Genomic DNA, 14,344 nt, shown 5'->3' with positions numbered 1-14,344 from the left:
GCGCCGCCCCAGGCTAGCGCATCAACTGCTCTTCACTCCAGCCGAGAGCGGCGATATCGCCGCTCCGGAAGCGACCATCATCGGCAACGATGAATTCATCGAGCTGCGGTGGATGTACGCTCGTTCCTGCCAACATCGCATGAACCTGGCCGCGATGATGCGTCTGGTGTTGGAACAGGTGGTTCAAAACGTCTTCCATCCGCTCGCGCTGAATGCGCCCCGCACGATGGATCTCGGTCGTCGACGCCAGCTTTTCCGGCGTTGCCGGCTCGCAAAGCGCGACCAGCCGACGATCGACTTTGGCCTGCTCTGCGGCAAGCGCCGCGATGTCGTCGAATGGCTCCTCGACATCCCAGGCGGTAGGCCCAAGCGTGCCGCCTTCGAGCGCATCAACGTAAAACCAGTCGACCGTCAGAATATGGTTGAGCGTCGCCTTGATCGACGGAAAGAAGCTTACGCGTGCCGCCTCGAACTCTCCCGGCTTCAACCTGCTGCAGGCTTCATGCAGGCGATGGTTCGCAAGCGCATTGTTATAGGCAAGCTTCCGTGTGGTCCTGCATGGGTCGAAAGTCGGCATCGGTAACTCCGTTTCTTGACGGGCAACCCGCAAGCGTCAGTCGTCCTCCTGGAACAAGCGAAACTGTGCCGCTTCCAGATCCTTTGGGGGCTGCATGCCGAGGTGCTTCCAGGCCGTCGCGGTCAGGACGCGGCCGCGTGGGGTGCGCTGAATGAAACCCTGCTGAATCATGTAGGGCTCGATGATGTCCTCGATCGCGTCGCGTGGTTCGGAAAGCCCTGCGGCGATGGTTTCGATGCCGACGGGGCCGCCGCCGAAATTGACCGCGATCATGTTGAGGTAGCGCTTGTCGAGCTGGTCGAGGCCCATGTTGTCGACGAGCAGCCGGGTCAGCGCCTCATCGGCAATCTCGCGGGTGACGGCTTCAGCCTTCGCCACTTCCGCGAAATCGCGCACGCGCCGCAGCAGGCGACCGGCAATACGCGGCGTTCCACGAGCGCGCCGGGCGATTTCCCGTGCACCCTCGTCGGTCATGGGCAGGTTCATCAGGCGTGCGCCGCGTCGAACGATCAGCTCCAATTCCTCGACGGTATAGAAGCTCAGGCGCACGGGAATGCCGAAACGGTCGCGAAGCGGCGTGGTCAAAAGGCCAAGGCGGGTCGTTGCTGCAACGAGGGTGAATTTCGACAGGTCGATCTTGACAGAGCGCGCGGCTGGTCCCTCGCCGATGATGAGGTCGAGCTGGAAATCCTCCATCGCGGGGTAGAGGATTTCCTCGACGGCCGGGTTGAGCCGGTGAATTTCGTCGATGAAGAGCACGTCGCGCTCTTCGAGATTGGTCAGTAGAGCGGCGAGATCGCCCGCCTTGGCAATAACCGGACCGGACGTCGAGCGGAAATTGACGCCGAGTTCCTTCGCCATGATCTGCGCGAGCGTCGTCTTGCCGAGGCCGGGCGGGCCAACGAAAAGGACGTGATCCAGCGCCTCACCACGGTTCTTCGCCGCCTCGATGAACACCTTCAGGTTTGCGCGCGCTTCCGCCTGTCCGGTGAACTCGTCCAGCGACTGCGGCCGCAGCGTCACATCCAGGTCTTCGCCTCGTTTCTCGGCCGATATCAGGCGCGCGGCTTCACTCATGCTGGCATTTCCCAATCTTCAAACGCTCGTGACCAATACACCAAGCCGAACGCTTTTGGCACCCGCTCGGGCAATTGGATCAGCGAGCCAGTTCCTTCAACCCAAGGCGGATGAGCTTGGCGCTGTCGGCGCCTTCACCGGCGGTCTTCATTGCGGCGGCAACGGCATTGGCAGCCTGGTCGCGGGAATAGCCGAGGTTCGTCAGCGCGGATACCGCGTCGGCGACAGGGGCAGCGGCAACACCTTCACCGAGCTCCTGCTTGAGGCCGATGGTGGCCGACGCTTCTCCGGCGAAGGCCGGCGCCTTGTTCTTCAGTTCGGTGACGATGCGCACGGCAACCTTGGGACCAACGCCCTGAGCGCGGGCGACTGCCGTGCGATCCTGCAGCGCGATGGCGTTCGCCAGTTCGCTTGGAGGCAGGGTCGAAAGGACGGCGAGCGCCACCTTTGCACCAACGCCCTGTACGCTCTGCAGGAGAATGAACCACTCTCTCTCGAGCGCGGTCATGAAGCCGAAGAGCTTCAGCTGGTCTTCGCGAACATAGGTCTCGATGAAAAGCACACAGGCCTCGCCCACCGAGCCGAGGCGGGAGAGCGTGCGCGCCGAGCAGAAGGCGACGTAGCAGACGCCGTGGACATCGACGAGGACGTAGTCATCGCCGATTTCATCGATGGTGCCTTTGAGCTTGCCGATCATGCAAATGGTCCGTTCGGTGGGTTTTCAGTGAAGATTAGCCGGCAAGCGCCGCCTGCCGCATGCGGCTGCTGCCGCGGTTATGAGCGTGGCAGATGGCGATGGCCAGCGCATCAGCCGCGTCGTTGCCCTTGAATTCGACCTTGGGCATCAGGATTTTCAGCATCATGTGGATCTGCTGCTTCTCGCCGTGGCCGACACCGATGACCGCCTTCTTGACAGCGTTTGGCGCATATTCGGCGACGGGCAAACCGGCGCGGGCAGGGACCAGCATGGCAATGCCGCGTGCCTGCCCGAGTTTCAGCGTTGCAACGGCGTCCTTGTTGACGAAGGTTTGTTCGACGGCAGCCTCATCAGGCTGATAGCTGTGCACGACTTCCGCCAGGCCATCGTGCAGCTGGCAAAGGCGCGAGGCCAGGTCCAGGTCGCCGTCCGAGGTGACCGTACCGGACGCGACGAAGCGCAAGGAATTGCCGAGCGTGTCGATAATTCCCCAGCCCGTGCGGCGCAGGCCCGGATCAACGCCGATGATGCGAATCGTATTTTGCATGCTTCACCCTATTGCACTCGCCAAATAACTGCCATCGATATGTGAACAAAACAAAAACATTCCTTGTTTTTGCCACACGCTGTTTACGGCAATTTAAGCTCCATAGCCGACTTTTGATCCACAAAATGTCAGAGGAACTCCCTTCTCAGGAAGGCAAGGTTCCCGTTTTCTGTTTTCAGGTCAGCCGGCAGGATGTTCCACGCTCTGCCGGTATGAGCCGTTCCGGAAGGGTTCATCGTTCATGGTTCAGAGATTTAAATCCCTGTCCTTCAAGGTCATCGCGACATTTATACTGCTGACCGCACTGTCGATTGCGGTCATCAACGTGCTTGCTTACTTCGCCAGCAGCCGCATTTCCGGTGAGCAGGCACTCAAGGCGAAGGAGAGCGTCCTGATCTTCCGCGGCGACATGCTGCAGGATCAGCTTGAGCAGTTGGAAAACCAGGCGAACTCGATTGCGCGCATCGAAGCGTTGCAGATGTCGATTACAAGCCTGAAGAGCGGTTGGAAGACAATCGAGAAGACGTCGGGTGATGCGCGCGCCGAATTGAAGAAGGTGTTCATCACCAACAATCCGAACCCGGCCGACCAGCGCGAAAAACTGGTGAAGCCGCAGGCACCAAGCGGCTTCTACTACTCCAACCATGAAACGACGCAGGGTGAAGTGGCCCGCGACCTGGAGAATACCGCCTTCAGCGACCTGCTGATCGCCGATCTCGATGGCAACGTCCTCTACTCCTACAAGAAGAACGACGATTTCGCGGAGAACCTGAAGACCGATGCATGGAAGGCGACCGGCGCCGGCCTTGCCTTCGCCAAGGCGATCGCCAACACCGCAAAGGCGACTGACGATTCCGCCCCCACCGGCTTTTCCGGTCTTCGCGTCGACGCGGCGAACGGCAAGTCGGCAATCTTCTATGCCGTGCCGATCGTCAAGCTCGGCGCGGCGAAGGGCGTGATGCTCTTCAAGGTCCGCGACAACATCATCACCAGCATTCTCGCCAAGGGCATCGTGTCCGGTAGCACGGCGCAAGCCGCTATCATCTCGGATGACGGATCGGCGATCGGCGTAAACTCGTCCGGCCAGCTGGCAACGCTCGATACCACGCCTTTCACCTTCGCGAAGGACGCGCTGTCGGCCAAGGGCATGACGGTCGACGACTTCGATCGCGCCGATGGCTCGGCACGAGCCTATGTTCGCGGCATCGATTATCAGGGCTCCCGCTTCCTCGTCGTGGAAAGCGTCCGCATCAGCGAACTCAATGCTGGCTCGCTGGAGATCGCCACGCTCCTGACGATGATTGCGTTTGGTGTTCTGATCATCATGGCCGTGGCAACCTGGGCCATCACCAAGCTGCTGTTCTCGCCGCTTGCCCGGCTCGCGGACGTCACGCGTGACGTCGCCGACGGCAACCTCGAAGTCGAGATCGGCAGCCAGAACCGCGGCGACGAAATCGGCACGATGGCCAAGGCATTGGCGCGGTTCAAGCAGTCGCTTGTCGAGAGCCGCGACCTGGAAGCTGCCAGCAACGAAACGCGGGCTCGCGCGGAGCGGGATCGCCAGCAGCACATGGCTGAGCGCGAGGCGGAAGCACGGACCCTGCAGGAAGTCGTCCAGGCGATCGACGAGGGCCTGCATCACCTTGCCAACGGCGATCTTGCCCATCAGATCGAGACCCGCTTCCCGAACGAACTCGAAGGCCTCCGGGTCAACTTCAACGAGGCGCTGGCTACCCTCAGCGAAACGATGACGGCGATCGGCGGCAACTCCATGGCCGTGCGTTCGGGTTCCGAGGAAATGCGCACCGGTGCCGATGAGCTTGCCGGTCGGACCGAGCGGCAGGCCGCCTCTATCACCGAGACCGCGAATGCGATCGATGCGATCACCCAGTCGGTCCGCGTTCAGATCGAGCGTGCGGAGCAGGCCGAACGCATCGCCCGCGACGCCAAGCGGGAGACGACCGGCTCCAGCCAGATCATGCGCGAGACAATTGCCGCGATGGAGGCGATCCAGGCGTCGTCGCGCCAGATCAATTCGATCATCGCCGTTATCGATGCGATCGCCTTCCAGACCAACCTGCTGGCGCTCAATGCCGGCGTCGAGGCTGCACGGGCAGGCGAGTCCGGTAAGGGCTTCGCCGTGGTCGCCATGGAAGTGCGCGAACTGGCACAGCGTTCATCGAGTGCCGCAAAGGAAATATCGAGCCTCTTGCAGAAGTCCACGCATGAAGTGGAGATGGGCGTGTCGCTCGTTGAGCGTGCCGGCGACGCGCTGACGGGGATCGGCAGCCATGTGGAGGCAATCAACGGCCAGATCAGCGAGATCATGGAAACGACGCGCGAGGAAGCCGACACCCTGCGTCAAATCAACTCCGCGGTCTCAGAGCTTGATGCGATGACGCAGCAGAATGCCGCCATGGTCGAGGAAACGACGGCTGCGATCCATCGGCTCGCGACCGAAGCGGTCGAAATGGACCGGCAGCTGGCGAATTTCACGCTGGCGCAGGCGGAACATCACCAGGGCGCCGAGGTACACCTGCTGCGACGTCGGGCTTGAACCGTGATCGGCAGATGAACGAGGGCCGGGAGACCGGCCCTTTTTCTTTCCCGCTCGTTTGGAATGGGCCGAGCGGCCACCTACATAGACCTGTCCTTCCAATTACCGACAGGCTTCGTCATGGTTCCCTTCTCCATTCTCGATCTCTCTCCTGTTCCAGAAGGCGGGACGATCCGCCAGTCGCTCGAGAGTTCGGCGCGCATGGCGCAGAAGGCCGAAGGGTTCGGGTACAACCGCTTCTGGCTTGCGGAACATCACGGCATGCCGGGTATTGCCAGCGCGGCGACGGCGGTCGTGATCGGCCACGTCGGCGCGGCAACCAAGCGGATCCGCATCGGCTCGGGCGGCATCATGCTGCCGAACCACTCGCCGCTTGTCATTGCAGAGCAATTCGGAACGCTGGAAGCGCTGTTTCCGGGCCGCGTCGATCTCGGCCTGGGGCGTGCGCCCGGCACCGACATGCGGACCGCCCGGGCCCTGCGGCGCAATCTCGATGCGGGCGCCCAGAGCTTTCCGAACGACGTGGTCGAATTGCAGCAGTTGCTGGGCACGCCGATCGAGAACCAGGCGATCCTTGCGGTTCCCGGCATGAATTCCAACGTTCCGATCTGGCTTCTGGGTTCCAGCCTCTACAGCGCGCAGCTCGCCGCGATGTTGGGGCTGCCTTATGCCTTCGCCTCGCATTTTGCGCCGGACTCGCTGCTTGATGCCATTGACATCTATCGCAGCCGCTTCACACCTTCCGCCATGCTCGACAAGCCCTATGTCATGGTTGGTGTCATGGGGTCCGTTGCCGCAACGGATGAGGAGGCGCAATACCATTTCACCTCGGCCCAGCAGCAGTTCGTCAATCTGCGCCGCAATGTGCGTGGCCAGTTTCCGCGGCCGGTCGCCGATATGGGGAGCTTCTGGTCCCCGATGGAGAAGCTGACGGTCGAGCACACGCTGCGCTATGCCGTCGTCGGGTCGCCGAAGACCGCGGAGGCAAAGCTCACCGAATTCCTTGCCGAGACGCAGGCGGATGAAGTGATCATCTCCATGCCGATCCACGATATCGAGGCGAGATTGAAATCGGTCGAGCTTTTCGCCGGGCTTGGAAACTTCCTTCGCGCTGCGGCCTAATGCCGCGCATCGCGGGCGCTTCGTGGCCTACAGCCATTTGTGCGAATTGACTTAACGCAGCCGGACCATAGCTTTGCTTGATCACACATGTCGTTTGCACAGCGTTGTGGCGACGCAAGTGTGATGGACGGCGCACGCCGCAAATCGCGCGCGCGGCCGGTTTCGAGCAACCTTTGGAGGATGAGGATTGCTATGCGTTACCACGGTCTTGCTGCTTTGATTTCACTGATCTGTCTTTCCGCCTCGTCTGCAATCGCCCAAGAGGGCGACGTGGCGGCCGGGGAAACGGTCTTTAAGAAGTGCGCGGTCTGTCATATTGCCGACACCGACAAGAACAAGGTCGGGCCGTCGCTGAACCACCTGTTCGGCCGAACAGCCGGGACGCATCCGGATTTTGCCTATTCAGCGGCGATGAAGGCGGCGGGCACAGCCGGGTTGGTCTGGGACGAAGCGACTCTGCGCGATTATCTTCACGACCCAAAGTTGAAGGTTAAGGGTACGAAGATGGTGTTCGTCGGGCTGAAGGACGACGGCGATATCACCAATCTGCTAGCTTATCTCAAGCAATTCTCGAAATGAAATCAGCTTATTGATGTAGAGGCAGACGGCTCGTTGGCGTCATTTCGCGCCATTGCCGTGATGTTTTGTTTATGAGATAGTCCTAACGCAAGTGCCAGCGGATTGCGGGTAATTTCCACAGCCGGCCGGGCATTGGGAGGAACGCATGGTTGTCGTGCTGGTTCTCGGTCTGATCGTCATCGGGTCGGTGGTTTTCCACCTGCTCAGCCCGTGGTGGTGGACTCCGATCGCTTCGAACTGGAACTACATCGACAATACCATCATCATTACATTCTGGATCACCGGCATCGTCTTCGTCGCGGTGATCTCCTTCATGGCCTACTGCATCTTTCGTTTCCGCCATCGGCCGGGCAATCGGGCCGCCTACGAGCCCGAGAACAAGCGTCTGGAATGGTGGCTTGCCGGCAGCACGGCCCTTGGTGTGGCAGCGATGCTGGCGCCTGGTCTCGTCGTCTGGAACCAGTTCGTGACGGTGCCGCCGGATGCTGGCGAAATCGAAGTCGTAGGGCAACAGTGGCTGTGGAATTTCCGGTTGCCGGGCGCCGATGGCAAGCTCGGCAGGGCAGACAATCGAGCGGTGACCGCCGACAATCCGCTCGGCGTGATCACGAACGATCCGGCTGGCCTCGACGACATCATCATCTCAGGCGCCGAACTGCACTTGCCGATCGGCAAGTCGGTCCGCGTACACCTGCGCTCGATCGATGTGCTGCATGATTTCTACGTTCCCGAGTTCCGGGCGAAGATGGACATGATCCCCGGTTCGGTCACCTATTTTTGGTTCACGCCGACGCGGACGGGCACCTTCGAAGTGCTGTGCGCGGAGCTTTGTGGCGTCGGACATCCGCAGATGCGAGGGACTGTCGTCGTCGACGAGCCGGACGCCTACCAGGCGTGGCTCGCGCAGCAGCAGACGTTTTCGCAGCTGATGGCAGCGGTTGAACCGGCCAAGTAGGCCGGCGTTGCGGCCGGGGGAGCGGCCGTAACGGGAGGAGGAAGGAAGGCATGCGATGGTTGATATTCCAACCAGTGCCGGCGATGTTATCCCACCCGCCGAGGTGGCGGATGTTGAGCTCTATCATCCGAGGAGCTGGTGGACGAAATACGTCTTCAGTCAGGATGCCAAGGTCATTGCCATTCAGTATTCGGTGACGGCCTTTTCGATCGGTCTGGTGGCGCTGGTGCTGTCGTGGCTGATCCGCCTACAGCTCGGTTTTCCCGGCTATTTTTCCTTCATCGATGCGGATCATTATTACCAGTTCATCACCATGCACGGGATGATCATGGTGATCTATCTCCTGACCGCGCTTTTCCTCGGCGGCTTCGGCAATTACCTGATTCCGTTGATGGTCGGCGCCCGCGATATGGTGTTCCCCTATGCGAACATGCTGAGCTACTGGCTTTATCTGCTGGCCGTGATCGTGCTTGTTGCGGGCTTCTTCGCCCCTGGCGGACCGACGGGGGCCGGCTGGACGCTTTACCCGCCGCAGGCACTGACGTCAGGTACGCCAGGCGGGCGCGACTGGGGTATCATCCTGATGCTCTCGTCCCTCATCATCTTCATCATCGGCTTCACGATGGGTGGCTTGAACTATGTCGTCACCGTGCTGCAAGGGCGGGCGCGCGGCATGACGCTGATGCGGATGCCATTGACAGTATGGGGCATTTTCACAGCAACCGTCATGGCGTTGCTGGCTTTCCCGGCGCTCTTCGTCGCCGCCGTCATGATGCTGTTTGACCGGCTGCTCGGCACCAGCTTCTTCATGCCTGCGATTGTCGAAATGGGAGAGCAGCTGAAATCCGATGGCGGTAGCCCGATCCTGTTCCAGCACCTCTTCTGGTTCTTTGGGCATCCGGAAGTCTACATCGTCGCGCTTCCGGCATTCGGCATCGTCTCCGATCTTATCAGCACGCATGCGCGCAAGAACATCTTCGGCTACCGCATGATGGTCTGGGCGATCGTGATTATCGGGGCGCTGAGCTTCATCGTATGGGCGCATCACATGTATGTCAGCGGCATGAACCCGAATTTCGGGTTCTTCTTCGCCACGACAACGTTGATCATCGCCGTGCCGACCGCGATCAAGGTCTACAATTGGGTGCTGACGCTGTGGCGGGGTGATATCCACCTGACGCTGCCGATGCTGTTTGCCATCGGTTTCATCGTGACCTTCGTCAATGGCGGGCTGACCGGACTGTTCCTCGGCAACGTCGTGGTGGACGTGCCACTGTCCGATACGATGTTCGTGGTAGCGCATTTCCACATGGTGATGGGCGTCGCGCCCATCATGGTGGTCTTCGGCGCAATCTATCACTGGTATCCGAAGATTACCGGGCGGATGCTCGACGAGGTTCTCGGTCGGATCCATTTCTGGGTTACCTTCATCGGCGCCTATGCGATCTTCTTCCCCATGCATTATGTAGGCCTGGTGGGCGTGCCGAGGCGCTATTTCGAGCTTGGCGACACGGTTTTCATTCCGCCTTCGGTGCATGACCTGAACATGTTCATTTCGGTCGCGGCGCTTGTCGTCGGGGCGGCGCAGATGGTGTTCCTGTTCAATATCATTTGGAGTCTGTTCCGCGGTCGCGAGGCCGGTGGCAATCCGTGGCGAGCGACGACGCTCGAGTGGCAGACTCCTCAGACGCCGCCCGCCCATGGCAACTGGGGCAAGGAGCTTCCGATCGTCTATCGCTGGGCCTACGACTACAGTGTACCCGGCGCTCCCGAAGACTTCATACCCCAGAACCAGCCGCCTATGGCCGGAGTGTCGAGGGCGCACACATGAGTGTGGTTCTTGTCTTTCTCGCGGGAATAGCCGCAATCGTCATCTGGTGGCTGTCCGGGCAGAGGATGATGTCGAAGCCATGGATGGAGGTCGGCACGCTTGATGATATCGCGGGACCGGCGAAGCCGCCGATCCCGACCGCCAAGATCGGCCTCGGCATTTTCCTCGCGGTGGTCGGCGCGCTCTTTTCCCTGTTGGCCAGTGCTTATCTTTCGCGAATGAGCGGTGCGGATTGGTGGGCAATGCCCGTTCCTCGGCTTCTTTGGGCGAATAGCGCTGTCTTGATCGCCAGCTGCGCGGCTCTGCAATGGGCGGTGGTTGAAGCGCGCCGGGGCGCCGGTGACGGCCTGCGGCTTGCGCTTGATATAGCGCTGGCGACCGCAGTGCTCTTTCTTGCCGGGCAGGTCGTCGCCTGGCTGCAGCTGGTCGCGGCCGGATATGTCCTTGCCGATAACCCGGCAAACAGTTTCTTCTACATGCTGACGGGATTGCATGGCCTGCATATCCTCGGTGGGCTGGCAGTGCTTGCGCGAACCAGATTGCGCTTGCTCGCAGGCGGCACCGCCGCTTCCGCCAGGCTGCGCCTCGGTGTCGAGCTCTGCGCCACCTACTGGCACTTCATGCTCGTCGTGTGGCTGCTTCTCTTCGCGCTTTTTACCGGCTGGGCAAACGACTTCGTCGATCTCTGCCGCCAACTCGTTTCTTAAGGGGTGGAAGATGGCCGAACTGACCCGAATGCAAACCGACGACGTCGCCATGGGGCCGCCCGCCGGCCTGCGCGGCGTGGCGGCCGACTTTGCCTCGGACCAGCGGGCGTTCAAGAACGTCTCCTGGGGCAAGGCCATGATGTGGATCTTTCTCCTCAGCGATACTTTTATCTTCGGCTGCTTCCTGCTGGCCTATATGACCGCGCGGATGTCGACGCCGGTTCCGTGGCCTAATCCGAGCGAGGTCTTCGCGCTCAATATCGGCGGCCAGGAGGTCCCGCTGATCCTCATCGCGATCATGACCTTCATCCTGATCAGCAGCAGTGGCACGATGGCCATGGCTGTCAATTTCGGTTATCGCCGCGAGCGCGGGAAAACGGCCGCTTTGCTGCTTCTGACCGCCGCGCTCGGCGCGACCTTTGTCGGAATGCAGGCTTTCGAATGGACGAAGCTCATCACCGAAGGCGTGCGCCCCTGGGAAAACCCGTGGGGCGCGGCACAGTTCGGATCATCCTTCTTCATGATCACCGGTTTTCACGGGACGCACGTGACCTTCGGCGTAATCTTCCTGCTGGTTACCGCGCGCAAGGTATGGCGCGGGGACTTCGATACGGGCCAGCGCGGCTTCTTCACAAGCCGCAGGGGCAGCTATGAGAACGTCGAGATCATGGGCCTGTACTGGCACTTCGTCGACCTCGTCTGGGTCTTCATCTTTGCCTTCTTCTATTTGTGGTGAGGTCGCATCCATGGCACAGGCACAAGCACACTCCGGCCAACAGCATCCGATCAGGCTCTACCTCGTCGTCTGGGGATTGCTGTTCGTCCTCAGCACCTTCTCCTATCTCGTCGATTATCTCGGTATCCAGGGCTATCCCCGCTGGACGCTCATCATCGTGTTCATGATGCTAAAGGCCGGACTGATCGTTGCCATTTTCATGCACATGGCCTGGGAACGGCTGGCGCTCGTCTACGCGATATTGCTGCCGCCGCTGCTCGTCCTCGTCTTCGTGGCGATGATGGCGTCGGAGTCGCACTACACGATCTTCACCCGGCTTGCCTTCCTCGGCGGGGCCGGTCCCTGAGTCGGCCGTTGCAGGGCTACATGATCTTCTCGTTCGGATAGACGCCCGATAGGGCGGACTGGCGAACGAACCCGCCGACGTCATGGCCGGTCACCTCGACATTGCACCATGTACCATCACATGAGCGGACGGCGACCCGGACGCGCGCCGCGAGCTTTGCAACGGCATTCGCCGAGGCGCGCGGTGTAGCGCGGATCGGCACCGGCGAGGCCATCCAGGGGCCGATCAGCGCAGTACGGTGGCTGGATAGCAGCGCGCGATGCATGCAGCCGGAGATGCCATCGGCGGATGTCATTTGGCTGGAGAGCACGATGCCGAGCAAGCAGCCGGCAGCCAGCACGCCCAGCCGGTGTGCTGCACGGTATCGACGGCGTGCCATGGCCTAGTTGCAGGATGCCATGCGCTTCAGGGCAGCGGTCACCCCGTTCAGCGAATAAGTATAGGTGGTCGCCGTGCCGCGCTGGGAGACCGCTTCGACCGTCATGTCGCTACCGGAGCGCATGGCGCTGATGACGTCATGCTCGCGCGATTCTTCAAGCACCCAGGCGGACTTGCCCCTGGTGAACATCGTAAACGTCTTGTCGCCGATTGCGATCTTGGCCCGGGAGCCGGGCTTCAGTTCGTAGCCCATGATCGCTTGCGGCTCATATCCGGCGCCCGGCGCCCGACCGATCACGAAGTAATTGCTGCCATGATCGACGCTTGCCGGTTGCTTGCTTGTCGGCACTGTCAGCAAATAGCACACCCTCTCGCCGCCCTTGCTGTAGGAATAGACGCCCCAGTCCTCGAACTGCTTGACCATTGTCGGCTGCGCATGGGCGGCAATTGCACCGGCAAGAGTGAAGGAGAGTACGAGAGCTATTCTTTTCATGGGCATTTTCCCCGCCGAAAGTGTGAGAGACGCTGGTCTTGGAAAAGACCGGCTGGAGCGAACGCGGCGCATTCAAGTCGGCGAGGGTTACCGAGACCTTAATGGCGGGCTGGGGGTAACGAACGTGTGACCGATCGATCGCCTGATGTGAATGGACGGCCAAAACGAAAGGCCGGTCATGTCTTCCATGGCCGGCCCGCAGGCCTAAGGCTCCTCTTCGCCTGATGTTCCGGATGTCAGTTGCCTGTCTGCCGCACCGTCTTCTGAGCGATCGCCTTGGCAAGATCGTCACGCTCCTCGCAGCCGTTCGGGCAAAGCGTCGTCAGTCGTGCGAGCTGGTCGTTCGCCTTGGCCATGTCGCCGGTCTCGACGTAGAGTTCGCCCAGATATTCGCGGGCGGCCTTGTGGTCGGGCTCGAGCTCCAGCGCCTTGGTGTAATAGGTCAGCGAGGTCCGGTAGTCTCCGGTCTTGCGCAGGGTAAAGCCAAGCAGATTGTAGACGTCTGCCTGCTGCGTATCCTCGGCAAGGCCGCGAAGCTCGTCCCGCGCCCCCTGATAATCCCCGGCAGCGATCTTGGCGCGCACCGACGTCAAATCTGGCGCGTTGGTGGATTCGATATTGTCGATGGCGAAGGCCGGAACGGCTTGGATCGCGGGAAGGGCAGCGGTTGCCGCGATCAAGGCGATCGTGCCTGCCAGAACATGTCTCTTCATGATCGTTTCTCCTTCAGTTTCTCATGCCTGGATCTTGGGGGTGAAGCCGTAGACGTTGCCGTCCTTGACGAAGGTGCCGGAGCCCGGGAACGGAAAATGCGAGCCGCAGATCGCGATCTTGTCTGCGATGACGCGGTCGATCAGCTTGCGGCGCGTCTCGATCGCCATCGGCCCGTCCTGGTCGTATGCGCCCTGCCATTCCGGATGCGGGGCGAGCAAGGCCGGCACGTACATGATGTCGGCCGACACCATCAGCTGTTCGTTTCCGCCGTCGACGAGATAGACGGAGTGGCCGGGCGTATGTCCCGGCGCTGATATCATGCGGATGCCGGGCGCTACCTCGGCGCCGTCCTCGACGAGTTTCCAGTTCTGCCATTTCGGGAAAACATTGGCGATGCGCTGGCCGGCGGCCTTACGGCTTTCCGCAAGCTTTTCGACTCGGCCAGACTCCGTCCACCAGCTATACTCGGCTGCGTTGACGATCAGTTCGGCATCGGGAAAGACGGCCGCATTGGTGCCCTTGTCCATCAGGCCCCAGACGTGGTCCGGATGGAAATGTGAGAGCATGACCGTGTTGATCTTCCTGTAGTCGATGCCCGCCGCCGCCATGTTGGCGGGTAGGTGTGTCGCATTCGCCTGCCACTGGCCGACGCCCGATCCGGCATCCATCATGATCAGCCGGTCGCCCATCTTGAGGACGACGACGGTGAGGGGGATCGGCATGAAACCGGTCGGCAGGCCGGCCTTGGCAAGCGCCTCCTTGGTGTCTTCGATTGAGGCGTTCTTGATGAAGCCTGGGTCGTGCGGCTTTCGCCAGATACCGTCATAGATGGCGGTGACCTCGACCGATCCGACCCTATATCTGTAGAAGCCGACGCTCGGCTCGTCGGGCGTTTCGGCAAAGACGGGTGAAACGAATTCCAGTTTCGAGGCAAGGCCGAAGGCGGCGCCTGCGGCGGCGGTGCCGAGAACGGTACGGCGTGTCATGGTGAACATCGCAAGTCTCCTCTTGTCGGGTGCTATGATGCA

16 protein-coding genes are annotated in these 14,344 nt (G+C 61.0%); 8 read left to right on the top strand and 8 right to left on the bottom strand.

The genetic code is table 11. The features are described 5' to 3' along the window. Window positions 1-13: 13 nt before the first annotated feature. The 4 genes from IB244_RS26705 to ruvC form a co-directional block, all read right to left on the bottom strand. Window positions 14-577 (bottom strand): DinB family protein, encoded by a 564-nt coding sequence (locus IB244_RS26705; protein WP_018858854.1) that lies wholly within the window; start codon window positions 575-577, stop codon window positions 14-16. A 36-nt stretch (window positions 578-613) separates the two neighbouring features. Continuing rightward, window positions 614-1,654, bottom strand: a complete 1,041-nt coding sequence (gene ruvB / locus IB244_RS26700; RefSeq protein ID WP_007527359.1) for a Holliday junction branch migration DNA helicase RuvB — start codon at window positions 1,652-1,654, stop codon at window positions 614-616. A 79-nt stretch (window positions 1,655-1,733) separates the two neighbouring features. Further along, entirely contained in the window at window positions 1,734-2,351 is a 618-nt protein-coding gene (gene ruvA, locus IB244_RS26695; RefSeq protein WP_018858853.1) for a Holliday junction branch migration protein RuvA, read from the bottom strand. A gap of 34 nt (window positions 2,352-2,385) precedes the next feature. Next, complete coding sequence (gene ruvC, locus IB244_RS26690) at window positions 2,386-2,898, bottom strand: crossover junction endodeoxyribonuclease RuvC (protein ID WP_018858852.1); 513 nt, start codon at window positions 2,896-2,898, stop codon at window positions 2,386-2,388. Between the two features lie 241 nt (window positions 2,899-3,139). Here ruvC and IB244_RS26685 point away from each other — a divergent pair, with 241 nt between their 5' ends. From IB244_RS26685 to IB244_RS26650, 8 genes are all read left to right on the top strand, one after another. After that, window positions 3,140-5,455, top strand: coding sequence for a methyl-accepting chemotaxis protein (locus IB244_RS26685; RefSeq protein WP_192241694.1), 2,316 nt, complete (start codon window positions 3,140-3,142; stop codon window positions 5,453-5,455). Between the two features lie 120 nt (window positions 5,456-5,575). Further along, window positions 5,576-6,577 (top strand): LLM class flavin-dependent oxidoreductase, encoded by a 1,002-nt coding sequence (locus IB244_RS26680; RefSeq protein ID WP_169682656.1) that lies wholly within the window; start codon window positions 5,576-5,578, stop codon window positions 6,575-6,577. Window positions 6,578-6,769: 192 nt separating this feature from the next. Beyond that, the gene (locus IB244_RS26675) at window positions 6,770-7,156 is read left to right on the top strand and encodes a c-type cytochrome (RefSeq protein ID WP_026372005.1); all 387 of its coding nucleotides are present in this window, start codon (window positions 6,770-6,772) and stop codon (window positions 7,154-7,156) included. 145 nt (window positions 7,157-7,301) lie between these two features. After that, a complete protein-coding gene (locus tag IB244_RS26670; RefSeq protein WP_169682603.1) occupies window positions 7,302-8,111 on the top strand; it encodes a cytochrome c oxidase subunit II in 810 nt (269 codons plus the stop codon). A 55-nt stretch (window positions 8,112-8,166) separates the two neighbouring features. Further along, window positions 8,167-9,942, top strand: coding sequence for a cytochrome c oxidase subunit I (gene ctaD / locus IB244_RS26665; protein ID WP_018858847.1), 1,776 nt, complete (start codon window positions 8,167-8,169; stop codon window positions 9,940-9,942). Beyond that, on the top strand, window positions 9,939-10,649 hold the full coding sequence (locus tag IB244_RS26660) for a cytochrome c oxidase subunit 3 (RefSeq protein WP_018858846.1): 711 nt from the start codon (window positions 9,939-9,941) through the stop codon (window positions 10,647-10,649). Before ctaD ends, IB244_RS26660 begins: the two co-directional genes overlap by 4 nt. A gap of 10 nt (window positions 10,650-10,659) precedes the next feature. Beyond that, window positions 10,660-11,385: a heme-copper oxidase subunit III family protein gene (locus IB244_RS26655; protein ID WP_018858845.1), complete on the top strand. Its 726-nt coding sequence runs from the start codon at window positions 10,660-10,662 to the stop codon at window positions 11,383-11,385. Between the two features lie 10 nt (window positions 11,386-11,395). Further along, entirely contained in the window at window positions 11,396-11,731 is a 336-nt protein-coding gene (locus IB244_RS26650; protein WP_018858844.1) for a cytochrome C oxidase subunit IV family protein, read from the top strand. Window positions 11,732-11,747: 16 nt separating this feature from the next. Here the strand turns inward: IB244_RS26650 and IB244_RS26645 are convergent, their stop codons facing one another. The 4 genes from IB244_RS26645 to IB244_RS26630 form a co-directional block, all read right to left on the bottom strand. Beyond that, the gene (locus tag IB244_RS26645) at window positions 11,748-12,110 is read right to left on the bottom strand and encodes an SH3 domain-containing protein (protein ID WP_018858843.1); all 363 of its coding nucleotides are present in this window, start codon (window positions 12,108-12,110) and stop codon (window positions 11,748-11,750) included. A 3-nt stretch (window positions 12,111-12,113) separates the two neighbouring features. Then, a complete protein-coding gene (locus IB244_RS26640) occupies window positions 12,114-12,602 on the bottom strand; it encodes an invasion associated locus B family protein (RefSeq protein ID WP_018858842.1) in 489 nt (162 codons plus the stop codon). Between the two features lie 236 nt (window positions 12,603-12,838). Next, window positions 12,839-13,315: a tetratricopeptide repeat protein gene (locus tag IB244_RS26635; protein ID WP_018858840.1), complete on the bottom strand. Its 477-nt coding sequence runs from the start codon at window positions 13,313-13,315 to the stop codon at window positions 12,839-12,841. Window positions 13,316-13,336: 21 nt separating this feature from the next. Then, window positions 13,337-14,311 (bottom strand): MBL fold metallo-hydrolase, encoded by a 975-nt coding sequence (locus tag IB244_RS26630; RefSeq protein WP_018858839.1) that lies wholly within the window; start codon window positions 14,309-14,311, stop codon window positions 13,337-13,339. Between the last annotated feature and the right edge of the window lie 33 nt (window positions 14,312-14,344).

The sequence above is a fragment of the Rhizobium sp. RHZ02 genome (assembly GCF_014851575.1).
GTDB classification, from domain to species: Bacteria; Pseudomonadota; Alphaproteobacteria; order Rhizobiales; family Rhizobiaceae; genus Rhizobium; species Rhizobium altiplani.
The sequence above is the reverse complement of the archived record's forward strand: the minus strand, read 5'-3'. Positions and strand labels throughout refer to the sequence as shown.

What these genes read in the sequence shown, in the direction of transcription:
- IB244_RS26705 (WP_018858854.1), bottom strand. Translation starts at nt 577, where the DNA reads ATGCCGACTTTCGACCCATGCAGGACCACACGGAAGCTTGCCTATAAC.
- ruvB (WP_007527359.1), bottom strand. Translation starts at nt 1,654, where the DNA reads ATGAGTGAAGCCGCGCGCCTGATATCGGCCGAGAAACGAGGCGAAGAC.
- ruvA (WP_018858853.1), bottom strand. Translation starts at nt 2,351, where the DNA reads ATGATCGGCAAGCTCAAAGGCACCATCGATGAAATCGGCGATGACTAC.
- ruvC (WP_018858852.1), bottom strand. Translation starts at nt 2,898, where the DNA reads ATGCAAAATACGATTCGCATCATCGGCGTTGATCCGGGCCTGCGCCGC.
- IB244_RS26685 (WP_192241694.1), top strand. Translation starts at nt 3,140, where the DNA reads ATGGTTCAGAGATTTAAATCCCTGTCCTTCAAGGTCATCGCGACATTT.
- IB244_RS26680 (WP_169682656.1), top strand. Translation starts at nt 5,576, where the DNA reads ATGGTTCCCTTCTCCATTCTCGATCTCTCTCCTGTTCCAGAAGGCGGG.
- IB244_RS26675 (WP_026372005.1), top strand. Translation starts at nt 6,770, where the DNA reads ATGCGTTACCACGGTCTTGCTGCTTTGATTTCACTGATCTGTCTTTCC.
- IB244_RS26670 (WP_169682603.1), top strand. Translation starts at nt 7,302, where the DNA reads ATGGTTGTCGTGCTGGTTCTCGGTCTGATCGTCATCGGGTCGGTGGTT.
- ctaD (WP_018858847.1), top strand. Translation starts at nt 8,167, where the DNA reads ATGGTTGATATTCCAACCAGTGCCGGCGATGTTATCCCACCCGCCGAG.
- IB244_RS26660 (WP_018858846.1), top strand. Translation starts at nt 9,939, where the DNA reads ATGAGTGTGGTTCTTGTCTTTCTCGCGGGAATAGCCGCAATCGTCATC.
- IB244_RS26655 (WP_018858845.1), top strand. Translation starts at nt 10,660, where the DNA reads ATGGCCGAACTGACCCGAATGCAAACCGACGACGTCGCCATGGGGCCG.
- IB244_RS26650 (WP_018858844.1), top strand. Translation starts at nt 11,396, where the DNA reads ATGGCACAGGCACAAGCACACTCCGGCCAACAGCATCCGATCAGGCTC.
- IB244_RS26645 (WP_018858843.1), bottom strand. Translation starts at nt 12,110, where the DNA reads ATGGCACGCCGTCGATACCGTGCAGCACACCGGCTGGGCGTGCTGGCT.
- IB244_RS26640 (WP_018858842.1), bottom strand. Translation starts at nt 12,602, where the DNA reads ATGAAAAGAATAGCTCTCGTACTCTCCTTCACTCTTGCCGGTGCAATT.
- IB244_RS26635 (WP_018858840.1), bottom strand. Translation starts at nt 13,315, where the DNA reads ATGAAGAGACATGTTCTGGCAGGCACGATCGCCTTGATCGCGGCAACC.
- IB244_RS26630 (WP_018858839.1), bottom strand. Translation starts at nt 14,311, where the DNA reads ATGTTCACCATGACACGCCGTACCGTTCTCGGCACCGCCGCCGCAGGC.